Genomic DNA, 23,732 nt, shown 5'->3' on the forward strand with positions numbered 1-23,732 from the left:
CCTTAACTATAGGTCAGCATGTCAGCGGTCTCGGCTGATATCAGATGCGGGGTCGCGTTGAATTCATGCAGGAAAAACGCGGATTTGGTGAAGACGAATTTGGTGATGGATGTGTTCTTGATCTGCAGATTCAAGGTCATCATCATTTTATGCGGCGCGCCGAGTGACGCGGCCGTTAGCTGCCCGATCACCCCACCGGAGCTTACCGCAAGCACGCGTTCCGCCCCTTCGGCACAGGCGATCAGACGGGCGGCTTCCACGCGGTCGGTGAAATTGGCCCATGTCTCGGCGGGGCCTTCGATCTCGTCTGCCTGCCACTGAAAGACGGTTTCGCGCAGGGTACGGAAATGCACCTTGCGGTCGCCCTTGACCAGTTCCGGAACCGCCCCTTTATAGCGCGCGTCCAGCAGGTTCTGAAAATCATATTCATTCAGGCCGGGGTGGGTGTCGCCTGCCTCGAATCCCATCGAGGCAAGCGTTTCTTTCTGGCGGGTCAGGGTGCCGGTGATTGTCCGGTCCGGCACCCAGCCGGTATCGCGTAGCAACTGGCCGACGGCCTCGGATTGCCGGTGCCCGAGGTCCGACAACTTGTCATAGTTGTCAGCCCCGAAAGACGCCTGACCGTGGCGGATGACCAGTAGCTCTCCCATGACGGTTTACAGAACCTCAAAGAGGCCAGCAGCCCCCATGCCGCCGCCAACACACATGGTGCAGACAACGTATTTGGCACCGCGACGCTTGCCTTCGATCAGCGCGTGACCAACCATGCGCGCGCCGGACATGCCGTAGGGGTGACCGATAGAGATCGCGCCGCCGTCCACGTTCAACAGCTCGTCCGGGATGCCCAGTTTGTCGCGCGATGCGATCACCTGACAGGCGAAAGCTTCGTTCAGTTCCCACAGACCGATGTCTTCGATCTTGAGCCCGTGCGCTTCCAGCAGCTTTGGCACGGCATAGATCGGGCCGATACCCATCTCATCGGGCTCGCAGCCTGCGGCCATCACGCCAACGTAGCGACCCAGTGGCTGAAGACCGCGACGTTCGGCTTCTTTCGCTTCCATGACCACAGCGGCAGAGGCACCATCGGACAGCTGCGAGGCGTTGCCCGCAGTGATGAACTTGCCTTCGGGCAGGTGGATGCCGTCTTTGAACACGGGCTTCAGACCGGCAAGGCTTTCCGCCGTGGTACCGGGGCGGTTGCCCTCGTCTTTTTCCAAGGTGACTTCGTGCTTGGAAATCTCTTTGGTCTCTTTGTCCTGAACCATCATCGTGGTGGTCATTGCGACGATCTCGTCGTCAAAGCGGCCGGCCTGTTGCGCTTGATGCGTCAGCTCTTGGCTGCGCGCCGCGTATTCGTCCTGCGCTTCGCGGCTCACGTTATAGCGCTCTGCCACGTTTTCGGCTGTTTCCAGCATGGTCATGTAGATTTCGGGCTTGTTCTGCTTGAGCCATGGGTCGGCGCTGACGCGCATCTCTGGCGTTTGCACCAGGGAGATGCTGTCGACACCGCCGCCGATGACAATGTCCATCCCGTCGGTGATCACCTGCTTGGCCGCGGTGGCGATTGCCATCATGCCGGATGCGCACTGACGGTCCAGCGACATGCCTGCAACGGTCACGGGCAGGCCTGCGCGGATGGCGGCCTGACGCGCGATGTTGCCCGCCTGATGTCCCTGCTGCAGGGCGGAGCCGATGACACAGTCAGAGATTTCCGACCCGTCAAGACCCGCGCGCTTCACGGCGTTCTCGATGGCGTGGGCGGCAAGCGCCTGTGGTGTGGTGGCGTTGAACGCACCGCGATAGGCTTTGCCGATCGGGGTACGGGCGGTGGATACGATTACTGCGTCACGCATGGTGATCTCCCTTTGAAAGTTCGTCTGTTAGCCCCAATCCAGATCAAGACCCTGGGCCTTGGCTGCATTGAGCGCGTATTTCTTCGTTTGACTAAAGGCATCGGTCAGCTCTTGCTGGCCGCCTGCGTCGGTGATTTTGTCGAAAGCGGATGCGACACCTTCAGGGGTATTCTCCTCGCCGGTCAAGGTCACGCCTTCCGTTTCGTAAATACGGGTCTGGGCAAAGCCACCCGCCCCTGCCCCAAGGATCACACGGCTGGGGCCGTCCTCGCTGACGAGGTACAGCAGGCCGGGGGTGATCGTTTCGGGGGCCAGCAGGGCCTGGGCCTGTTCAGGCAGCAGATCGGCGGTCATCCGCGTGGCCGCTGTGGGGGCCAGCGTGTTGACGCGGATATTGTCGCGCGCGCCTTCCAGATGCAGCACGTTCATCAGCCCCATCATCGCCGCTTTGGCCGCACCGTAGTTGGATTGACCAAAGTTGCCATACAGCCCCGAGGCCGAGGAGGTCAGCACAATGCGCCCGTATTTCTGTTCGCGCATGATCGGCCAGCAAGCATGGGTCACATTCGCAGACCCGATCAGATGCACGTCGACGACCTTGCGGAAATCAGACATCTCCATCTTGGAAAACGTCTTGTCCCGCAGGATGCCTGCGTTGTTCACCAGAATGTCGATGCGACCCCAGGCGTCCATGACCTGCGCGACCATATCCTTGACACCGGCCTCGTCCGAGACATCACAGCCATGCGCCATCGCCTCGCCGCCCGCGTCGCGGATTTCCTGCGCGACGGCTTCGGCAGCAGCCGACGAAGACCCCTGCCCGTCGGTTGTCACGCCCAGATCATTGACCATAACCTTTGCGCCGCGTGCCGCGAGGCCAAGCGCATGGCTGCGCCCGAGGCCCGTGCCCGCGCCGGTGACAATAGCGACGCGGTTGTCAAAACGAATATCCATCATCGCCCCTTAGTGCAGTGCTTGTTCAAAGATGTTCGGCCCGCTCATCACATTGATGCCGCCGCTGACGGGGACGATCGCGCCGGTGATATAGGCGCCGCCCTTGCCACAAAGGAACAACATGCAGCCCGCAATATCCGTATCGGTGCCGACGCGGCGCAGGGGGACGTCTTCGCCCACCTTGTTGCGCATATCCTCGTCATGGGTCGCAAAGGCGGTCATCCGCGACACGAAGGGTCCGGGGGCCAATGCGTTCACGGTGATCGCGTCACCTGCCAATTCCTTTGCGAGGATCTTGCTCAGGTGGATCACCGCGGCCTTCGAGGCAGAGTAGCTATAGGCGCCATCGCCCATTTCGCGTTCGCCCATCACCGATCCGACGTTCACCACCCGCGCCGGATCGTCGATTGTCGCGTTCGCCTTGAGCAGCGGCAGCAGTTTTTGCGTCAGATCGAACAGACCCGCGACGTTCACGTCCATGACCTTGCCCCAGGCCTTGAACGGGAAATCACCCAAAGGCGCGCCCCAGGTGATGCCCGCGTTGTTCATCAGGATATCAAGGCTCTCGGTGCGGTCCTTCACGGCAGCGACCATTGCGTCGACACCCTCCTCGGTGCCGACATCGCCTGCGAACCCCTCGGCAGAGCCAGAGGCCCCGAGCGCATTCAGTTCTTTCGCCACGGCCTCGCAGGCCTCGCCCTTACGGCTGGCGATCAACACGCGGGCACCGGCACGCACCAGCGCCTCGGCGGCCATACGGCCAATCCCGGTCGCCCCGCCTGTGACCAGTGCGGTTTTACCCTCTAGGCCGAAAAGTGTTTGAATATCCATGCCTTAGAATCCTCTGTGCTTGGCGACCTGGGCAGCGTGATAGCCGTAGTCCCCGAGCCATTCGGCACCCACACGGGCGCGCTTCATGTAAAAGCCGATGTCAAAGGCGTCCGTCATGCCGATCCCGCCATGCATCTGCACCCCTTCGATCACCGCCAGCTTGGCGGTCGATGTCGCACGGGCCTTGGCGAGCGACACGGCCATCGTCGCATTGTCGGGGTCTTCGTCCAGCTTGCGCCCTGCGTGCAACACGGCAGAGGCGGTGACTTCCGTCTCGCACCACAGATGGGCGGCGCGGTGTTGCAGCGCTTGGAAGGTGCCGATCAACGTGCCGAACTGCTTGCGTTCTTTCAGGTAGCCCACGGTCATGCCAAACGCGCCCGCAGCAACGCCCGCCATCTCGGCGGCGAGGGCGGCCTGCCCTGCCTCGATCGCAGGTTTCAGCACGGTCATGGCGTCATCGACCTGACCCAACACATCGTCGCCCGTCGCTTCGACGTTATCAAAATCGATCCGCGCGGAATCGCGTGCATCGATCATGTTCTGCGCGTTGCGTGTGATGCCTGCGCGGTCCGCGGGAATGTCGAACAGGGTCAGCCCGTTGTCTGTCTTGGCCAGCACCAGCAAACGGTCCGCCAAAGCACCATCGACGACAAAGGTCTTCTTGCCCGTCAGGCGAAAACCATTGCCTTCCGCCGTGGCGGTCATTGCCGTGGCATCCGGGTTGAACTTGGAGGTTTCATCCACCGCCAACGCATAGGTCGCGTCGCCGCTGGCAATCTTGGCCAGCGCGGCCTCGGCGCGCGCATCGCTGACGTGGCGCAGGGCTGTCGCCGCGATCACTGCCGTCGAAAGGAACGGGCTGACGGCCAGCGTCTTGCCCATTTCCTGCGCCAGGATACCCGCAGCAGCATGGCCCATATCAACGCCACCCGCACTTTCAGGGACCAGCACACCGGCCCATCCCATCGCGGCCATCTCTTTCCACATCTTCGCGTCATGGGTCTGCCCGGCATCGCGCAAGTCACGGAACGCTTTAACGGGGGCGGATTTATCAAGAAAACCGCGCGCCGCGTCGGCCAGCATGGTTTCGTCTTCTGTTAATACTAGTTTTACCATGATCTTACCCCGGAAGCCCAAGCACGCGGCGGGAGATAATGCTCAGCATCACCTCGCTCGTGCCGCCTTCGATTGAATTGGCCTTAGTCCGCAGCCAGTCCGCGGGACGGTTGCCCAAAGGCCCGTCCCATTCCAGCGCGTCGCTGCCACCCGCGGCCATCAGCAACTCGTGACGCTGCATGTTCAGCTCTGTGCCCATGTATTTCAGCATCGCCGAGGCATCCCCCGCGCCGGTACCGGCCTCGGCCTGATCCTTGTAGCGTTCCAGCGTGAGGCCAATGGCAAGCGCGTCCACCTCGCAGCGCATCGCATCGGCACGCAGCACGGTGTCCATTTCTTGCCCCTCGGCCAGAGATTCATTCAGCACCGCCCCAAGCGCACGACCGCCCGACAGGCCCTGCCCCCCGCCCGAGATCATCTCGCGCTCGTGGGTCAGCAGGTATTTCGCCACGTCCCAACCGCGGTTCTCTTCGCCGACGATCCGGTCCTTGGGCACCTTCACATTGGTAAAAAACGTCTCGCAGAAAACCGACGCGCCAGAGATCAGCTTGATCGGGCGGGTCTCGACGCCTGCGTCTTCCATGTCGATCAGCAGAAAGGAGATACCCTTGTGCTTGGGCGCGTCACGATCCGTACGGATCAGCGCGAAAATCCAGTCGGCTTTATCGGCGTAGGAGGTCCAGATCTTCTGACCGTTTACCAGCCAATGATCGCCCTTGTCCTCGCCTTTGGTCTGGACACTGGCCAGATCCGACCCGGCCCCCGGCTCGGAATAGCCCTGACACCAGCGGATTTCACCGCGGGCGATCGGGGGCAAATAATGCAGTTTCTGTTCATGCGTGCCAAAGTGCAGCAAGGCGGGCCCAAGCATCCAGATACCAAAGCTTTGCAACGGGTTGCGCGCCTCGATCCGGTCCATCTCTTCTTTAAAGATCTTTTCCTGCGCGCGGTTCATCCCCGCCCCGCCGTATTCGACGGGCCATGTGGGCACGGTATAGCCCTTGGACGCGGCGCGCTCCATCCAGACGCGCTGCGCGTCGGATTCGAACTCAAAATTCTTGCCACCCCAGCATATCGATGCTTCACTCGGCTCACCGCCGCGCATTTCGGCCGGGCAGTTTGCCTCTAGCCAATCGCGCAGCTCCGCGCGGAAACCCTCCAGTTCCTGTTCGGACTGCATCTTTTCTCCCCCCTCGTTTTGCGAACTCCAATTCCGCACTGCAAAATTGCATTTCGAAATTCGATTGACAAGACAGTTTCTGAACGCGCCTATTGCTTTGCAAATCTAGAGGAGGAATGACCCGATGAAAGCCATGCTTAGCACTGCCCCCGGCGGCCCCGAAACGCTGGAACTGACCGAGATGCCACAGCCTGAACCGAAGAAAGGTCAGGTGCGTATTCGCATCCGCGCAGCGGGGCTGAACTTCCCTGACACCTTGATTATCAAGGATCTTTACCAGATGAAGCCGCCCCGCCCCTTCGCGCCTGGTGGCGAGGTTTCAGGCGATGTGGACGCCGTGGGAGAGGGCGTTTCCAACGTTGCTGTGGGCGATCGGGTGCTGGCGATGACCGGCTTTGGCGGCTTTGCGACAGACATCATTGTGGACGCGGAACGGGTGCTGAAGATCCCCGATGCGATGCCATATGACGAAGCGTCATGTCTGGTGCTGACCTATGGCACCTCCCATCACGCGCTGAAAAACCGCGCCGAAATCCAGCCCGGCGAATCCTTGCTGATCATGGGCGCTGCGGGCGGCGTTGGCGTGGCCGCGATCGAACTGGCGAAAGCCGCCGGTGCCCGTGTGATCGCTGCCGTATCGTCGGAAGACAAGGCGCAGTTCTGCCGTGATCTGGGCGCGGACGAGACGATCATCTACAGCCGCGACATGGATGACCGTGCGACGCAGAAAGCCTTCTCGGACGAGATCAAGAAGCTGTCGGGCGGTGAGGGTGTCGATGTGGTTTATGACGCCGTAGGCGGCGCCTATGCCGAACCCGCCGTACGCGCGCTGGCGTGGAAAGGCCGCTATCTGGTCGTGGGCTTCCCTGCCGGTATCCCCAAGATCCCGTTGAACCTGACGCTGCTTAAGGGCTCGCAGATCATGGGTGTTTTCTGGGGCGCGCATACGGCCCGTGAACCCAAGGTACATGCCGAAAACATGGCCGATCTGTTCCGTATGTATGCGGGTGGCCAGATCAAGCCGCGCATCTCTGCCCGCTATCCGCTGGAAAAAGCCGCCGACGCTCTCAACCTGATGCAGGACCGTAAGGTGCAGGGCAAAGTGGTGTTGGATGTTCAATAAGCAGAAAGGACGTTCAAAATGACCAACACACAGATTGTCATCGCAGAGCTGCCCAGCGATTCGCTGACGCCTGCGCATTTCAAACAGACCACCGCCGATATGCCCGTGGCGGGCGACGGTCAGGTGCTGCTCAAGGTGATCCTGATGTCCATCGACGCGGCCAACCGGTCATGGATGAAAGGCGCGACCTACCGCGCGGCGGTGAACGCCGGTGATGCCATGCCGACCTATGCCATCTGCGAGGTCGTCGAGAGCAATAGCGGCCGTCTGGCCGTTGGCGATATCGTCGCGTCAGAGGCAACGTGGTCGAACTTTGTCATCGCCGATGCGCGCAAATGCGAGAAATTGCCAAAGGTGCCGCAGCTGTCGAACCTGATGTCCGTTTACGGCATCGCGGGCAAAACCGCCTATCACGGGCTGATCTCTGTCGGGCAACCGGTTGCGGGTGAAACCGTGCTGGTGTCGGCCGCCGCAGGATCGGTCGGCGGCTATGTCGGCCAGATCGCCAAGGCGCTTGGCTGTCGGGTCGTGGGCATCGCGGGCGGAGCGGAGAAATGCAAATGGGTGACGGAGGAGTTGGGCTTTGACGCCTGCATCGACTACCGCGCCCCTGGCATGTCCAAAGCCCTGCGTGTTGCCTGCCCCGACGGGGTGGATGTCTATTTCGACAACGTTGGCGGCACCGTGCTTGAGGCCGCGTTGTTCGCGATGAACGAAAAGGGCCGCATCGTCTGCTGTGGTGCTGTCAGCCAATATGACACCGAAACCCCCACCGGGCCGCGCAACCTGCCCGGTCTGGTCGTGGTCAAACGTCTGCGAATGGAAGGCTTTATCGTGATGGACTGGACCCAGAACGACGCCAAGGCGCTGCGCGCGTTGCAGACCTGGGTCGAGGCGGGGCAGATCAAGGTGACCGAGGACATCGTCGACGGATTGGAAAACGCGCCACAGGCGCTGATCGGCCTGCTGGCCGGTGAGAACAAGGGCAAGCGCATGGTGCGTGTTGCCGCGGACCCATCCTGAAGGAGTATCCCATGTCTGCATTGAAAGAGGCACTTGCCCATAGTGAAACGCTGATCGGGACCGAGGTCGGGGTCTCTGACTGGATCACGGTGGATCAAGAGATGATCGACCAATTTGCCAAAACCACCCACGACATGCAGTGGATTCACATCGACCCCGAACGCGCCGCTGCGGAAACGCCTTTTGGCGGAACGATTGCGCACGGGTTCCTCACCTTGTCGCTGGCGAGCCGCTTTGCCTATGATTGCTTTAACATGATGCCCGGACAGGTGATGGGCATCAACTATGGCATGAACAAGCTGCGGTTCCTGACTCCGGTCAAGGCGGGGTCGCGGCTGCGCGGGCGGTTCACGTTGCAAAAGGTCACGGCGCGCAACGCCACCGATATGCTGCGCGAGAACCTGCTAACGATCGAGATCGAAGGCGTCGAGACACCCGCGATGGTCGCCGAATGGTTGGGGCTGGCGGTTTTCAAAGACTAAGCCCCCACACCAGCGCAAAGACAAAGGGCCGCGCATCCCTGCGCGGCCCTTTGCTGTTATGTAAAAGCATTTACCCCGCGGGGCACGCGGCACCCGTCTCGATCCAGGCCTTGGTCAGCTCGCCAAAGATCTCCTGACTGCCGGGTGCGGGCTCGCGGCCCTCGCCCGGATGCCACCCCCAGCCGACCAGACCGTCTTCGGCGTTATGCTCGTGCAGCTCTTCCAGAGTCTTACCGCCATTGCGTTCCTCGTCCTTGATCTGGGCACAGATTTCGGCGGCAGATTTGCCGATCCAGCCCATTTCAATCGGGGCCAGCTGCCAAGGAGTATGCCCCGGAATCGACCCGCCCCCCGCGGCAAAGGTAAAGTTCTGTTCGCCATGACAGGTGTTGCAGCGCATACCGGGCGCGCCAAAGTCCGCCTCTCCGCGTACCACGGGGGGTTCGTGCATCTGCATGTCCATCCCTTGGCGTGGGGAGTTATCGACGGGGTGGCAATTCAGGCAGCGTGGATGCCCGATCACCACCATCATTTCCTCGAAAAGCGCGGTGGAGCGTTCTGCCTCCCCCTCGATCGCGTCAAATTCGTCAACCGTGCGCAGACCGTTGACGGTCTCTGCCATGACAGGGCCCGCCATCAGCGCAGTGATGGCCATGATGTTCAGCGTATTTTTCATGACTTACACTCCTACAGATTTGGTAAAGGGCAGTTTGGTGACAGCTTGCCCCGTCAGGGCACGCCACGCGTTCGCAACGGCCGGACCGACGGGCGGCAAGCCCGGCTCGCCGATACCGGTGGGGTCATTATCGCTTTGCACGATAGCGACCTCTACCTGGGGCATCTCGTTGATGCGCAGCATGCGGTAGGTGTCAAAGTTGCGTTCCATTATGGTGCCGCCTTCGCCAAGGGTGACCTCGTCAAACAGCACCGATCCCAAACCGTAGCCCGCCCCGCCTTCGATCTGGGCGCGGATGACATTGGGGTTCACGGCGACGCCACAGTCAACGGCGCACCAGATTTTATGCACCTTGGGGAAGCCGCCCTGATCCGAAACTTCGACGATCTGGGCCACATAGGTGTTAAAGCTTTCGTGCACAGCAACGCCGTAGGCACGATCCCCCTTCACCTTGGTGCCGTCCCAACCCGCCAGCGCGGCCACTTTCTCCAACACGCCACGGTCGCGACCGGCGTCGCCTTTCATCAGGTCCAGACGCCCCTGAACGGGGTCTTTGCCCCCTACTTCAAGCAGTTGATCCAGAAACACCTCGGTCGCGTAACCCGTATGCGAATGGCCGACCGACCGCCACCAGAGCACGGAAACGGGGCTATCCTGCCGGACCCAGTCCACCTTCAGCGCGGGCAGGTCGTAGGGCATCTTGGTGGCCCCCTCGTAGGACGTGGGGTCCATGCCGTCTTTCATCATGCCTTCCATCGGACCACCGGCCATGATGGACTGGTTCACCACCACGTCATGCCACCCGACGATATTGCCGTCCGCGTCCAGACCGCCCTTCATCTTATGCACGGTCAGCGGGCGATAATAGCCGCCGATCATGTCGTCTTCGCGCGTCCAAAGCAGTTTCCAGGACCCGTTCCCGCCAGCGGCTTTCGCGATCTCGGCGACTTCGGCGGCAACATGGGCCGTGGGCTGCGCGCGGCGGCCAAAGCTGCCGCCCGCGAACATCACGTTGATCTGCACCTCCGATGGATCGATCCCCAAGGTGGCGGCCAGCGTCGGCTTGTCGAGCGACGGGAATTGCGACCCCATCCAAAGCTCCGCCTTGCCATCCGTGACCTCGAGCACGGCATCAAGCGGTTCAAGCGCGGCATGGGCAAGATAGGGAAAGTGGAACTCCGCCTCGATCACTTGCGCGGCCCCGTCGATCCCCGCCATGGCATCGCCAACCTCTTCCGCAGCGCGACCGCCTTCGGCAGCGGCACGCGAGAAATCCGCATAGATCTGCGCGCTCGACCGGGTTTCGGCTTTGCTGTCGTCCCATTTCACCTGCAATGCCTCGCGCCCCTTGAGCGCGGCACCGGTGGTCTTGGCATAGACCGCGACCCCTTGCGGGATTTCACGTACCGCGATGACACCCGGCACCTTCAGCGCGTCGGTATCGTCAAAGCTGGCGACAACGGCACCCATCTTATCGGGGTGCGCCACGACGACCGTTTCCATCCCCTCGCGGTAGACATCCATCGTGTATTCGGCCTGACCGGTGGTCTTGGCATGGGTGTCCAGCTTGGGCACATCGGTGCCGATCAGGGTAAAATCCTTGGCCTCTTTCAGCTTGGGTTCGGCGGGGGCGGTCATGGTTGCGGCTTTTTCAGCGAAGGCGCCAAAGCCTGCCTCGGTCCCGTTGGGGTGGGAGATCCGCCCTTTCGAGATCGTGATCTCGGACGCGGGCACGCCCCATTCGGCGGCGGCGGCATCAACCAGCATCGCGCGGGCGGCAGCGCCGGCCTTGCGCATCTGCATATAGCTGTTCGCCATCGCGGTGGACCCGCCTGTGCCCTGCAACCCGAACAGCGTGTTGGCGTAAAGTTCATCATTGGCAGGCGCGCTTTCGGCACGCATCTGCGACCAGTCGGCATCCAGTTCCTCGGCCACGAGGGTCGCAAGGCCGGTGTTCGGCCCTTGCCCGAATTCGATATGTTTGATCAGCACCGTCACCGTGTCATCGGGGGCGACACGAACAAAGGCGTTCGGCGCGAATGTGGCCGGATCGGCCGCCGGGTCAAAGGCGGTCGCGGCACCGGACTGGGCGCGCGATTTTTCGGGTAGAACAACGCCGATCACCAGTCCGGCAGAAGCGGTAGACAGAAAACCGCGGCGAGAAAGATTAAGATTGGTCATGGCTTACCCCTCCAGCTCTTTGGCGGCGTTCTTGATCGCCTCGCGGATACGGACATAGGTAGCGCAGCGGCAGATGTTGCCGGCCATTGCATTGTCGATATCCTCGTCCGTGGGGTTCGGGATCTCGCGCAGCAGGGCCGTGGCGCTCATCACCTGACCGGATTGGCACCAGCCGCATTGGGGCACGTCGATCGCCTCCCATGCCGCTTGAACCGCTTTGGCCTCTGGCCCGTCGACACCTTCGATCGTGGTCACATAGGAGCCTTCAACCATAGAAAGCGGGGTGACGCAGCTGCGGCGGGTCATGCCGTTCAGCTCGACCGTGCAGGCACCGCATTGCGCGATACCGCAGCCGAATTTCGTGCCGGTCAGCCGCAGGTCGTCGCGCAGCACCCACAAGAGGGGCGTGTCATCGGGCGCGTCGACGCTCACCTCTTTGCCGTTCAGGGTAAAGTTTATCATGCTGGCTCCTCCTATTGGATGTTGGCTGCTGGCGTGGAATGTGGGGCTTCCCTCGCAGAGGGACCTAGCCCGCAATAGCAGCGCGTCAATGTGCCACAATACAAAAGACGGAGGCAACGCGCGGTTGCCTCCGTCCTGACTTCATCAAAGCAAGGTGTTGCCTAGCCGGTGGTGTCCTTGACTGGATCCTTGCCGGTGAAACGCGCCACCATCGCAAAGAAATACGGCACGAAAAGAACCCCCAGAACGGTTGCGGCAATCGTACCGGCCAGCACACCGGCCCCAATCGCTGTACGTCCACCGGAGCCCGCACCGGTGCTGAGCACCAGCGGCAATACCCCCAGCGAGAACGCCATAGAGGTCATAATGATGGGGCGGAACCGTTGCCGCGCGGCGTCGACAGCGGCGTCAAAGATGCTTTCGCCCTCTTGCCGTCTGTCGCGGGCAAACTCGACAATCAGGATCGCGTTTTTCCCCGTCAGACCCACCACAGTCAGCAGCCCGACCTGAAAGAAGACCCCGTTTTCGAACCCGCCCAGATAGGCGCCGGTCAAGGTCCCCAAAATGCCGATTGGCATGGCGAGCATCACGGCAAAGGGGATCGACCAGCTTTCATAAAGCGCCGCCAGCGCCAAGAAAATTGCCGCCAGGGACAGACCGTACAGCAAGGGGGCCTGGTTGCCGGATTCCTGTTCCTCCAAGGACAACCCGGTCCAGGCGATCTGGAAGCCGGGGGGCAACTGGGTGACCAGCCGTTCAAGCTCTGCAATCGCCTCGCCTGTGCTGACCCCTTCGGCGGGGGAACCCTGGATCTGCATCGCGGGGATACCGTTATAGCGGTTCACCCCCTGCGGCCCGTACGCCCAGCTTCCTTCGGCAAAGTTAGAGAAGGGCACCAGCCCCCCGCTGTCATTGCGCACGCGCCATTTCTCAAGATCCGACGGGGTCGCACGGGCAGCGGCCTCGCCCTGCACATAGACCCGTTTGATCCGCCCCTCATCGACAAAGTCGTTCACATAGCGACCCGCCCAGGCGACGGTCAGCAGGTTGCCCACATCCGTGGCACTGACCCCCATCGCACCGGCGCGGCGCCAGTCGATATCCAGATTGAACTGCGCCGCATCTTCCAACCCGCTGGGGCGGGCAGAGGCGATCAGCGGGCTTTGCGCCGCCATCCCCAAAAGCTGGTTACGTGCCTCCAGCAGCTGTTCGTGGCTTTGACCGCCGCGGCCTTGCAGGTAGAAATCAAAGCCCGACACGTTGCCAAGCTGGCTGACCGAGGGCGGCACGATGGGGAAGACCATCGCGTCCTGTATCTGGCTGAAGGCACCAAAGGCCCGCCCCGCCACCGCCTGCACGCTTTGCGCCGCCTCTGGGCGTTCCTCCCAGTCTTTCAGTCGTACAAAGACCAGACCAAGGTTCTGCCCTTGGCCCGCAAAGCTGAAGCCCACTACGCCGAAGACGGATTCAACGACGTCATCCTCGTTTTCCAGATAGTAGTTCTCGACCTGTTTGATGACCTCGAGCGTGCGTTCCGCCGTCGCGCCCGTGGGGGCCTGCACCAGCGTGAACAGCGTGCCCTGATCCTCGGCCGGCAGGAAGCCTGCAGGCGTGCGCATGAACAAGAACACCATCGCCGCGATGATTGCCAGATAGACCAGCCCGACCCGCAGCGGACGCCGCACGAGCCAGCCCACCGTGCCGGTATACCCACCAAGCGTCTTGTCAAAACCGCGGTTGAACAGGCCAAAGAACCCGCGCCGCTTCTCGTGGCTGCCTTGCTTGAGCAGGGACGCACAAAGCGCGGGCGTCAGGGTCAAGGCGACCACCACCGACAGCGTCATCGCCGAGATGATGGTGATCGAGAACTGCTTATAGATCACCCCCGTCGAGCCGGGGAAAAACGCCATCGGCACAAAGACCGCCGACAGAACCACCGCGATCCCGATCAGGGCGCCGGTGATCTGGTCCATCGACTTGCGCGTCGCCTCAAGCGGGCCGATGTGTTCCTGCTCCATGATCCGTTCGACGTTCTCGACGACCACAATCGCGTCATCGACGAGCAGGCCAATCGCCAGCACCATGCCCAGCATCGTCAGCGTGTTGATCGAAAAGCCAAAGGCCGCGAGCACGCCAAAGGTGCCCAGCAAGACGACCGGCACCGCCAGCGTCGGGATCAAGGTGGCGCGGATGTTCTGCAAGAACAGATACATGACGATGAAAACCAGCACGATCGCCTCGATCAGGGTCTTGATCACCTCTTCGATAGAGATTTTCACGAAGGGCGTCGTATCGAAGGGCACGACATAGCTCACGCCTTCGGGGAAGAACGCCGACAGTTCCTCGATCCGCTGTTCGACGGCGGCGGCTGTATCCAGCGCGTTGGCACCGGGGGCAAGGCTGACCGCCATACCGGTCGCCGCATTACGGTTGTAGCGCGAGATCGTGGCATAGCTTTCCGACCCGATCTCGACCCGCGCGACATCATTCAGCAGCACCAGCCCGCCGTCGGTTTCCGCGCGCAGCACGATTTGGCGGAAATCCTCGGGGCTGGTCAGCAGGGATTGCGCGGTGATCGTGGCGTTCAGCGCCTGCCCTTCGACGGCAGGACGGCTGCCAAAGGATCCCGCTGAAATCTGCGCGTTCTCGGCCGAAACCGCTGCCACGATGTCGGACGGGGTCAATTCAAACGCGGCGAGCTTCACCGGATCAAGCCAGATGCGCATCGCGTATTGCGCCCCGAACACTTGTACGCTGCCCACGCCTTCGACGCGGCTGATCTCGTTCACCAGATTGGATTGCATGTAATCGCCAAGGTCGGTGGCGTCATACTTCCCGTTCTCGCCAATCAGCCCGATCACCATCAAGAAGCCCGCAGAGGATTTCTGCACCGTGATCCCCTGCCGCTGCACCGGTTCCGGCAACAAGGCAGAGGCTTGTGACAGTTTGTTCTGCACCTGCACCTGCGCGATATCGACATCTGTGCCGGTCTCGAACGTCAGCGTAATGCTCGCCCCGCCTTCGCTGGTAGACGACGACGAGATATAGCGCAGCCCGTCCAGACCGGTCATCTGCTGTTCGATCACCTGCGTCACCGTATTGGCCACCGTCTGCGCCGACGCACCGGGATAGGACGCGCGCACAGCCACAGAGGGCGGCGCGATCTGCGGGTATTGCGCCACGGGTAGGTTGAGGATCGACAAGACGCCGATACCCATGATGAAAATCGAAATCACCCATGCGAAGATGGGGCGGTCAATAAAGAAACGGGCCATGCAAAACGCTCCGGCTTTTGGTTATTCGGCGGGTGCCGGTGCGGCGTCCTCGGACTTGGCGTCTGGGGCGGCTTGCTCTTGCGGGGTAACGGTCGCACCGGGCGCGGCCTTTTGCAGCCCCATCACGATCACACGGTCGCCCGCCGATAGCCCCTCGCTCACGATCCAGTCCGATCCGCGGTCCTGCAGCACGGTCAACTGGCGCTGTTCGACGACGTTGTCGCCGTTCACCACCATCGCCAGCGGCTGCCCGCGACGGTCGCGGCTTACGGCTTCTTGCGGGACAAGGAAGGCACCTTTCGCGATCCCCGTGGGCATTTCAACGCGCACATACATGCCCGGCAGGAGCAGACGGTCGGGGTTGTCAAAGGCCATCCGCAGCACGACGACGCCGGTTTGCTGGTCCACATCCGGTTCGGCGGCGGTCAGCGTACCGGTCTGGTCATAGATACTGCCATCGGCCAGCGTCAGCTTGACCTCGCGCGGGGTATCGCCAAGGCGCTTTTCCGCATTGCCGCGCCGCCAATCCAGCAGCTCGGCCGCTGATTGCGTCACATCGACGTAGACCGGATCAATGTTGCGGATCACGGCCAGAGGGCTGGCCTGACTGTTGGTCACCAAGGCACCGGGGCTGGTCAGGGACCGCCCGATCTCGCCCGATAGACGGGCGCGGACCTGCGTGTGATCCAGCTCGATCTGGGCAGAGCGCAGCCCCGCCTGCGCCGCCTGAAGCGACGCCGCCGCGCTGTCGCGTGCCGCTACCGCCGCATCCAGCGCCTGATCGCTGGCAACATTGCGCGAGGACAGTTCCTCGAGCCGCTTGGCCTCCCGCTCGGCAGAGCTGGCTTGCGCCTGTGCCTGCGCAACCGATGCCTGCGCCTGCGCGACAGCGGCCTCGTAAACGATGGGATCAATTTTAAACAGCACATCGCCTTCCGCCACGGGCGCACCCTCAGCAAACAGACGCTCTGTGATGATGCCGGCCACCTGCGGGCGCACCTCTGCCTCGGCAGAGGCGACAACGCGTCCGGGCAAGGTTGTGGCAAGCTGCACATCCTGCGGCTGCATCGTCATCACGGTGACGGCAGCGGGCGGGCGTTCGCCCTGCTGCGCCGTTGCGGGGACAGACACCACACAAATAGCCGTTGCAAGGGCGGCGCAGCGCAGCCCGGAGATCAAGGAGTACATTCTGACGATCCTGTCTTTTAGTTCAAATCGAAAGCACCACCGCGGGGTGCTGTGGATGGGGCGGACAAATTGCCCTATTTTTCCGGTGCCGACACGGGCGACGGCGCCGTCACCTTGGGCCCGCAGGTGGCACGGGTTTCTGCCGGTGCAGCGGCTGCGGGCCGAGGCTGGATCTTGCGATAAACCAGAAACGACACGCAAGCTACCGCGCCCATCATCGGGATTAGGGTTGCCATAGCCAAAAGCGCATTGCCCAGCAAGGCACCAAGCGACCCGACCAACAAACCGGACCCCATCTGGATAAAGCCCAGCATCGACGCCGCCGCCCCCGCAGCCCGCCCAAAGGGGGCAAGTGCCGCGGTGGACATGGCAGGCATCACAAAGGCAATCCCGAAAGAATAGGTCGCGACCGGCACCATCACATGCAGAAAGCTCGGCGGCCAAAGCAGCAGGGTTAACGTCCCCAGACTGCCCAAGGCCACAAACACCAGCCCCGGCCCGACCAGCCGGTCTGCCGAAAACCGGCCCATCAGCTGGCGCACCAACAAAGACGCGGTAAAGAAGCTGCCCGATTGCGCCAACATCGACGCCCCGAATTGCGCAGGCGTCAGCCCGACCTCGTCCATCAGGATAAACGGCAGGAATGTCGCCTGCGCATAGAGCGCGCCAAGTGCACCGCCCATCACCAAAGCGGCGGATAGGAACTGCGGATTGCTGAGCAAAGCCTTGTAGGTCCGGCCAAGCGCCTTGAAATTCAGGCGCGAGGGGTCTGCGGTCACGGTTTCTTTCATGGAAAAAAGCGCGACCCAGATCACGAGGAAACCGATCACGGTCATCAGCAAGAAAATCGACTGCCAGCCAAACACCGGCAGCATCAGCCCCCCGATGGTCGGGGCCAGCGCCGGACCAAGGGCTAGAATAATCCCGATCAGGTTCATGATCCGCGACGACCGGTCATCGGTGAACAGATCCCGCACCAATGCCCGCGAGATCGCGATCCCCGCGGAGGCACCGATGCCTTGCAGGAAACGCGCGCCCATCAGAACCTCTACCGTGGGCGACAGGGTCGCAGCGACACTGGCCACACAATAAAGCGCCATGAAGGCAATCGTGATCGGCTGCCGTCCAAGCGCATCCGACAGCGGCCCTGCGATCAGCTGCGCACAGGCGAAGCCCCCGAAATAAAGCGTCAGCGTCAGCTTGATCGCGGATTCCGTGGTGTCAAAGACGCGCACCAGCTCTGTCATCGCGGGCGTATACAAGGCCATCGACACAGGTCCGATGGCCACCAGAAGCGCGCCGATCAGACTGACCCGTCGTTCTGACATAATGGGCGTTGTCATTCGGCGGCCTCGGATTTGCACGTCGCCCCGCGTGAGGCTGACAGGTTCTGTCGCAGGGTCAGGGCCGTGGCGCGAAAGGTCTGCCACTGCTCTGGCGTCAATCCTTCCGAAATGATCGTCTCTACCCGTGCACCGGCCTGTGCGATCTGCGACAGGATGTCATTGGCTCGCGGGGTCAGGGACGCGATCTTGGCGCGGCGGTCATTCGGGTCGGCGGTACGGGCAATCAGCTCTGCCGCTTCCAGACGGTCCAGAAACCCCGTGAGGCTCATCGGCGTCATGCCAAGACTTTCAGCCAGCATATGCTGCCGCGTCGCCCCGCAGCGCGCCATATGCGCCAGCACCCGTGCCTCTGCCGCCGTCACAGGAAGCTCGGCGGCTTCGATCTCGCGCTCGAACACGCCACGGCTGAGCCTGCCGATGTCGCTGATAAGGAAACCAAAGCTGTCAGGGTTGATCTTGGTACGCATGTCTTGTCCGCTTTTAATATGTTTACCTTATTATATAGCGCACTGATACATCTTGGACCAAGTGTCAATTCGACCCTGCCCCAAAAAAACGTGAGGTGACCACGGTAAAGCTGTCAAATGCGGCGCAGCTCAAAACGGGACCGGTAGCGCACGGGCTTTTCCGGCAGCAGCAAACAATCGGGATACTCGGGGTGGTGCGGGGTATCGGGCCAGAACTGCGGCTCGATCGCGAGCCCGGCCTGTGGCCCATAGGTGCCCCCGTCGACGCCCAGATCCGCACCTGTATCAATATGCGCGCCGTTATAGAGCTGCACCCCAGGTTGATCTGTCAACACATCCAACTGTAGACGTTGAGTGCTTAACCGGCACGCAAGCACCATCTGGTCCCCGCCTTGGGACAGGCAAAAGTTGTGATCCAGCACCGGTCCGATTGCGCGCGCATGGCGATAGTCGAATTCGCTGCCCGCTACCGCGACGGGCGCGCCCAACGGGAGTTGAGCGTCATCCACAGCAAGGTAACTGGTCGCGGGCACCATCAGGCGGTGATCCGACAGATCCGCCGATCCCGACAGGTTCCAATAGCCATGAAAGGCGGGATTGAAATAGGTGGGCTGATCCGTCGCGCCCGTCATCTCGATCTCTAGATGTCCCGCATTATCAATCGTGTATGTAACAGAGGCGTTAATATTCCCGGGAATCCCGCCCAACCCGTCGGGGTGGTGCAGCTCAAGCCGGCAGCGCGTGGGGGTGACATTGGTAAAGCGCCAGTTCCGGCCGGAATATCCCGCGACGCCGCTGTGCAGCGTGGTCCGTCCTGCTTCGTTTTGATCAAGCTGATGCCGGATGCCCGCAATCTCCATCTCTGCGCCCGCGATGCGATTGGCGACCGGACCGACCACCGCGCCAAAGTACTGCATGCTGCCAAGATAGGCAGCCACGTCGCGCCCGCCCAGTAGCAGCGAATGCGATTCCCCCATGACGCGAAGCTCTTGAATCGTTGCCCCCCACGACAAAACGGAAATCGACGTACCGCCATTGCTGATCTGATGCCGGACGATCTTTTCACCCTCTGGCGTTGTGCCGAAAATCGTTGAATCGGCTTTATTTTTCTTGCTCTGCACCGGCGTCATCGAATGGTCCCTTTCGTCTATTCAACTGCTCAAACGAACATCTAATTAGCCTAAATGCCTAAGTATTTAACCGAGATCGCCCCAATTATGACAAGTTTCGCCATCAGATAGAAAACAACAGAAACAGCCATACCGAGCTGTTACGGACAAGTAGTAAGGCAAACAAATGAAAATTCTTGCGGTAGATGACGACCCAATCATCCTAGAGCTTTTGTCGCATTTCATTGAAGGCATGACAGACCATACACTGGTCACTGCCGAATGCGCTGCCGATGCACTTGAGGCGATCAAGGACAACGCCCGCGCCCCGTTCGACAGCTTCCTTCTGGATATCCAGATGCCGGTCACCGACGGTATCCAGCTGGCCAGCCAGATCCGCGCGATGAAGCAATATATGGACGCGCCGATCCTGATGCTAACCGCGATGTCCGAAAAATCCTATATCGACGCCGCCTTTTCTGCCGGTGCGACCGACTATGTGACCAAGCCGTTCGAAATGACCGAGCTTAAGGCGCGGCTGTCGCTGGTTGAACGCGCGGTTGACGGGTTGGCAACCCGCACGAGCAAAGTGTTCGCGGCCAAGGCGGTTACCCATCACGACGGTCGGCCCGAACGCGCCGTGCAATTGCACGAGCCGATGGCGATCCATGATGTGAACAACCTGATCGAGTTCATGGCGCTTGAGAACTATGTGCAGCAATTGTCGCGCAGCGACCTGTTCGGGTCGATCTGTTTTGCCTTCAACATCCGCGATGTCGAAATCTTCCACGAAAACATGTCGAACTTTGAATTCTGCAGCATGCTCAGCGATGTCGGAGAGATCATTTCGGATACGCTGGAAGGGTGCCAGTTCCTCATGTCTTACGCAGGCGGCGGCACGTTTGTATGCATCACAGAAAGCGGCTGGCGCCCTGATCCCAAGCTTTTGGCGAATAATATCAACATTTCGCTGGCAAAAACCGAATTGTTCGATAACCGTGGTCAACACATCAACCCACGTATTTGCGCCGGCAAGGCGGTGCGGTTGATGTGGAAGACAAATTCCTCGGTCATGGATGCGCTGTCAGAGGCGCATGCCTCTGCCGAAGAAGCGACAGCCAACTACCAGAAGGTCCAGAACGACTTCTGGAATGTGGGGAGAACAGCGTGATGCACAAGAAGCTGGAGTTACCGGGGATCGAGCGTATTCGCGCGCGGTTCCTCGATATGCTAGAGCAGCGCCAGCGTGCGCTGGCCGAGCACGCGCTTGCCGCCTGGGAAGGCAGCACGCTGCAAGAGATCAACGATAACCTCGCCGAAGCCCGTACCATTCTGCACCAGATCGCGGGCACGGCCGGTTCTTTGGGGTTCGACGATCTGGGCACCGTGGCGCGCGACAACGAGCTTGCCATAGACGCGCATCTGGATGGCCCCAAGGGCAAGATCGCCAACTGCCCGACCGAGATTATCTTTGGTCTGGATGACTTCCTGAAATCCTCCGAAGCGTTGATTGCCGAACAATCCGCGTTGGAATCCGCCTAAACGGTCCTTTGCGCTTCCGGCCCCCACGGGCCATTTGCCGTTGCAGCGCCTCGCGCTCCGGCGATCCGGGGTGTGCCCCGCTTTCCCAGACATCCCATTGATTTCCGCACCATGATGTAGGACGTTCGTCGCGCAACGAAATGCCCCTAGTCGAAAGCGGAACTGCACCATGACCCAACCCCATATCCTGATCGCAGGCGGCGGTATTGGCGGCCTAGTACTGGCGCTTTCGCTGCACCAGCTTGGCCTGCGCTGCACCGTTTATGAACAGGTGCGCAGCTTGAAACCGCTGGGTGTGGGGATCAACATCCAGCCCAATGCCGTGCGCGAGCTGTTTGACCTGGGGTTGACCCAAGCGCAGCTTGACGAAATCGGCGTGCCCGCAAAGGAATGGGCGCTGGTCGGGCAGAAGGGGCAAGAGATTTACGCAGAGCCGCGCGGCACCGACGCAGGCTATCGCTGGCCGCAATATGCCGCGCATCGGGGCCAGCTGCATATGCTGCTGTATCAAACGCTGGTGGATCGCGCTGGCGCTGAGGCCGTGCAGCTTGGTGCCAAGATCACCGGATACACCCACGGGCCAGCGGGTGGCGTGACCGCGCATATCGCCCATGCCGACGGGTCACAGACACGTGCCGAGGGCACCCTGCTGATCGGTGCCGACGGGATACATTCCGCCGTGCGTGCGCAGATGCATCCCGATCAGCCGCCGATCCACTGGGGTGGTGCTTTGATGTGGCGCGGCACCTCGCGGGCAAAACCGGTGCGCACGGGGTCTTCGTTTGTCGGGCTTGGCGACCACCGCCAGCGCATGGTGATCTATCCGATTTCAGCCCCCGATGCCGAGGGCTATGCCACCATCAACTGGATCGCCGAAGTCACGCTGGACGAGACCGAGGATCGCAAAAGCGGTTGGTACCGTCCGGCGGAGCTGTCGGACTTTGCACATCACTTTGACGGCTGGACTTACGATTGGCTGGATGTCCCCGCCCTGCTGCGCGGCGCGACAGAGATTTACGAGAACCCGATGATCGACCGTGACCCGATCCCCACATGGGTCGACGGCCCTGTTGCCCTGATCGGCGACGCGGCCCATGCCATGTATCCCACAGGATCGAACGGCGCGAGCCAGGCGATCATGGACGCCCGCCATCTGTGCGCGCGCTTCCTGCAAGACGGGGTAACCCCCGCGGCGCTGCGCAGTTTTGACGACGCTTATTGCGGACCGATATCAGAGCTGATCCTGCGCAATCGCGGGGCCGGTCCTTTCGGGTTGCTGAACATGGTAAACGACCGCTGTGGCGGTGCCTTTGACCAGATCGACGACGTGATCCCTCCTCAGGAACGGGCCGAGTATATGGCGCAGTACAAGACCGCAGCAGGATTTGCCGTTGATCGGTTGAATGCCTCTGACCCCACTTTGCCCCAAGGCGCACGCCTTACATAGTAAGCCCCTAGGATCACCGCGTATTTTTTGGGCGATGCCAAAAACGTGAGCGGCAAAAAAGTTATCTTACTAAAATTGTCGGGTTGACCTTCCCAACGATACTGTTCAGGTATTGCGCATAATTTCCATGCCTCCGGCGCGGCCCGTCGATCCGCAATTGTCGACAGCATCCGCAGGCGCGATCCGTCAAAAGGAACTGAACGTATGACCCGCAGCTTGATGACCTCTGTGCTTGCATTGACCTTGGCCTCCCCCGCTTTGGCGGTAGAGAAGTCCGAGGTGATCGACACATACGCCGACATCGCCGAAGCCGCCTATGGCGACAGCCTGATCACAGCCCAAGCGCTGGTCGACGCTGTGGATGCCCTGATCGCAGAGCCCTCCGCCGACACGATGCAAGCCGCCCGCACCGCGTGGCTGGCAGCGCGCGTCCCCTACCAGCAGACCGAAGCCTACCGTTTCGGCAACCCCATCGTTGACGACTGGGAAGGCAAGCTGAACGCCTGGCCGCTGGACGAAGGTCTGATCGACTATGTTGACGCCTCCTATGGCGGGGCCACCGATGAAAACGCTGCCGCCGCGTTGAACGTTATCGCGAACCCGACCTTCACACTGTCGGGCACCGAAGTTGACGCCAGCACAATCACCCCCGACTTCCTTGCCGAAACCTTGCACGAAGCCGACGGGAATGAAGCCAATGTGGCGTCGGGCTACCACGCGGTTGAATTCCTGCTTTGGGGGCAGGATCTGAACGGCACGAAACACGGGGCCGGTGGGCGCGACTGGACAGACTACGCCACGGGCGAAGACTGCACCAATGACAATTGTGACCGCCGCGGTCAGTACCTCAAGGCTGCTGCCGATCTGATCGTGACCGATCTGGAGTATATGGTTGCACAATGGGCCGAAGGCGGTGCCGCGCGCACCAACCTGACCGACAACGAAGACGGCGCCATTTCTGCGATGCTGACCGGCATGGGGTCGCTGTCTTACGGTGAGCTCGCGGGCGAACGCATGCGCCTTGGTCTGATGCTGAACGACCCCGAAGAAGAGCATGACTGCTTCTCGGACAACACACACAACAGCCACTATTACGACGGTCTGGGCATCCAGAACGTGTACCTCGGCGCCTATGCGCGTACCGACGGCACGCTGGTCACCGGCCCGTCCCTGTCCGATCTGGTCGCTGCCGAAAACGCTGATCTGGATGCGGAAATGCAGCTGAACCTGTCGACCACCATGCGCAAGCTTGGCCAGATCAAGACCGCTGCCGAAGCGGGCATGTCCTATGACCAGATGATGGCGCGCGGCAACAAGGGCGGCGAAGCCTTGGTCATGGGCGGGGTGAACGCCCTGATCGCACAGACCAAGACCATCGAACGCGTCGTTGCCACCCTGGGTGTGGATGACGTGGCGATTGAAGGCTCCGACAGCCTCGATAGCCCCGGCGCCGTGTTCGAGTAATACCCCGTTT

General features: G+C 61.3%; 21 protein-coding genes. 7 read left to right on the forward strand and 14 right to left on the reverse strand.

What is annotated here, in order from left to right; genetic code table 11:
* Window positions 1–2: 2 nt before the first annotated feature.
* From AADW22_RS16890 to AADW22_RS16915, 6 genes are read right to left on the reverse strand one after another with little or no spacing between them, the layout of a single operon-like run.
* Entirely contained in the window at window positions 3–650 is a 648-nt protein-coding gene (locus tag AADW22_RS16890; protein WP_180829554.1) for a histidine phosphatase family protein, read from the reverse strand.
* A 6-nt stretch (window positions 651–656) separates the two neighbouring features.
* Entirely contained in the window at window positions 657–1,853 is a 1,197-nt protein-coding gene (locus AADW22_RS16895; RefSeq protein WP_005848837.1) for an acetyl-CoA C-acyltransferase, read from the reverse strand.
* A gap of 27 nt (window positions 1,854–1,880) precedes the next feature.
* Complete coding sequence (locus AADW22_RS16900) at window positions 1,881–2,807, reverse strand: SDR family NAD(P)-dependent oxidoreductase (protein WP_037966583.1); 927 nt, start codon at window positions 2,805–2,807, stop codon at window positions 1,881–1,883.
* A gap of 9 nt (window positions 2,808–2,816) precedes the next feature.
* Window positions 2,817–3,638 carry an SDR family oxidoreductase gene (locus AADW22_RS16905; protein ID WP_009824304.1) on the reverse strand — a complete coding sequence of 274 codons (822 nt, stop codon included), beginning with the start codon at window positions 3,636–3,638 and terminating at the stop codon, window positions 2,817–2,819.
* A gap of 3 nt (window positions 3,639–3,641) precedes the next feature.
* Window positions 3,642–4,757, reverse strand: a complete 1,116-nt coding sequence (locus AADW22_RS16910; RefSeq protein ID WP_235183695.1) for an acyl-CoA dehydrogenase family protein — start codon at window positions 4,755–4,757, stop codon at window positions 3,642–3,644.
* A 4-nt stretch (window positions 4,758–4,761) separates the two neighbouring features.
* Window positions 4,762–5,937 (reverse strand): acyl-CoA dehydrogenase family protein, encoded by a 1,176-nt coding sequence (locus tag AADW22_RS16915; protein WP_005849108.1) that lies wholly within the window; start codon window positions 5,935–5,937, stop codon window positions 4,762–4,764.
* Between the two features lie 124 nt (window positions 5,938–6,061).
* Here AADW22_RS16915 and AADW22_RS16920 point away from each other — a divergent pair, with 124 nt between their 5' ends.
* From AADW22_RS16920 to AADW22_RS16930, 3 genes are read left to right on the forward strand one after another with little or no spacing between them, the layout of a single operon-like run.
* Window positions 6,062–7,060 (forward strand): NADPH:quinone oxidoreductase family protein, encoded by a 999-nt coding sequence (locus AADW22_RS16920; protein WP_074636819.1) that lies wholly within the window; start codon window positions 6,062–6,064, stop codon window positions 7,058–7,060.
* An 18-nt stretch (window positions 7,061–7,078) separates the two neighbouring features.
* Window positions 7,079–8,083 (forward strand): NADP-dependent oxidoreductase, encoded by a 1,005-nt coding sequence (locus AADW22_RS16925; RefSeq protein WP_407474745.1) that lies wholly within the window; start codon window positions 7,079–7,081, stop codon window positions 8,081–8,083.
* 11 nt (window positions 8,084–8,094) lie between these two features.
* Window positions 8,095–8,565 (forward strand): MaoC family dehydratase, encoded by a 471-nt coding sequence (locus AADW22_RS16930; RefSeq protein WP_005849103.1) that lies wholly within the window; start codon window positions 8,095–8,097, stop codon window positions 8,563–8,565.
* A gap of 70 nt (window positions 8,566–8,635) precedes the next feature.
* Here AADW22_RS16930 and AADW22_RS16935 read toward each other — a convergent pair whose 3' ends face one another.
* The 8 genes from AADW22_RS16935 to AADW22_RS16970 all read right to left on the reverse strand — a co-directional run bounded on the left by AADW22_RS16935 (window position 8,636) and on the right by AADW22_RS16970 (window position 19,290).
* A complete protein-coding gene (locus tag AADW22_RS16935; protein ID WP_005849102.1) occupies window positions 8,636–9,241 on the reverse strand; it encodes a hypothetical protein in 606 nt (201 codons plus the stop codon).
* A gap of 3 nt (window positions 9,242–9,244) precedes the next feature.
* Window positions 9,245–11,422, reverse strand: a complete 2,178-nt coding sequence (locus tag AADW22_RS16940; RefSeq protein WP_407474746.1) for a molybdopterin cofactor-binding domain-containing protein — start codon at window positions 11,420–11,422, stop codon at window positions 9,245–9,247.
* 3 nt (window positions 11,423–11,425) lie between these two features.
* Window positions 11,426–11,884 (reverse strand): (2Fe-2S)-binding protein, encoded by a 459-nt coding sequence (locus AADW22_RS16945; RefSeq protein ID WP_009824309.1) that lies wholly within the window; start codon window positions 11,882–11,884, stop codon window positions 11,426–11,428.
* A gap of 161 nt (window positions 11,885–12,045) precedes the next feature.
* Entirely contained in the window at window positions 12,046–15,159 is a 3,114-nt protein-coding gene (locus AADW22_RS16950; RefSeq protein WP_407474747.1) for an efflux RND transporter permease subunit, read from the reverse strand.
* Between the two features lie 21 nt (window positions 15,160–15,180).
* Window positions 15,181–16,347: an efflux RND transporter periplasmic adaptor subunit gene (locus AADW22_RS16955; protein WP_407474748.1), complete on the reverse strand. Its 1,167-nt coding sequence runs from the start codon at window positions 16,345–16,347 to the stop codon at window positions 15,181–15,183.
* Between the two features lie 74 nt (window positions 16,348–16,421).
* Window positions 16,422–17,690, reverse strand: a complete 1,269-nt coding sequence (locus tag AADW22_RS16960; RefSeq protein ID WP_407474749.1) for a multidrug effflux MFS transporter — start codon at window positions 17,688–17,690, stop codon at window positions 16,422–16,424.
* A complete protein-coding gene (locus tag AADW22_RS16965; protein WP_005849095.1) occupies window positions 17,687–18,160 on the reverse strand; it encodes a MarR family winged helix-turn-helix transcriptional regulator in 474 nt (157 codons plus the stop codon). The genes AADW22_RS16960 and AADW22_RS16965 overlap by 4 nt, the downstream gene beginning before the upstream one ends.
* Window positions 18,161–18,273: 113 nt before the next feature.
* Window positions 18,274–19,290 carry an aldose epimerase family protein gene (locus AADW22_RS16970; RefSeq protein WP_407474750.1) on the reverse strand — a complete coding sequence of 339 codons (1,017 nt, stop codon included), beginning with the start codon at window positions 19,288–19,290 and terminating at the stop codon, window positions 18,274–18,276.
* A gap of 166 nt (window positions 19,291–19,456) precedes the next feature.
* Between AADW22_RS16970 and AADW22_RS16975 the strand changes: the two genes are divergently transcribed.
* From AADW22_RS16975 to AADW22_RS16990, 4 genes are all read left to right on the forward strand, one after another.
* Window positions 19,457–20,440, forward strand: coding sequence for a PleD family two-component system response regulator (locus AADW22_RS16975; RefSeq protein ID WP_037942088.1), 984 nt, complete (start codon window positions 19,457–19,459; stop codon window positions 20,438–20,440).
* Window positions 20,440–20,811: an Hpt domain-containing protein gene (locus AADW22_RS16980; protein WP_005849092.1), complete on the forward strand. Its 372-nt coding sequence runs from the start codon at window positions 20,440–20,442 to the stop codon at window positions 20,809–20,811. The genes AADW22_RS16975 and AADW22_RS16980 overlap by 1 nt, the downstream gene beginning before the upstream one ends.
* 169 nt (window positions 20,812–20,980) lie before the next feature.
* Window positions 20,981–22,258 carry a flavin-dependent oxidoreductase gene (locus AADW22_RS16985; protein ID WP_289082609.1) on the forward strand — a complete coding sequence of 426 codons (1,278 nt, stop codon included), beginning with the start codon at window positions 20,981–20,983 and terminating at the stop codon, window positions 22,256–22,258.
* A gap of 204 nt (window positions 22,259–22,462) precedes the next feature.
* Entirely contained in the window at window positions 22,463–23,722 is a 1,260-nt protein-coding gene (locus tag AADW22_RS16990; RefSeq protein WP_168592499.1) for an imelysin family protein, read from the forward strand.
* Window positions 23,723–23,732 lie beyond the last annotated feature (10 nt).

It is taken from the genome of Sulfitobacter sp. PM12 (assembly GCF_045586035.1).
In the GTDB taxonomy this organism is placed as follows: Bacteria; Pseudomonadota; Alphaproteobacteria; order Rhodobacterales; family Rhodobacteraceae; genus Sulfitobacter; species Sulfitobacter pontiacus.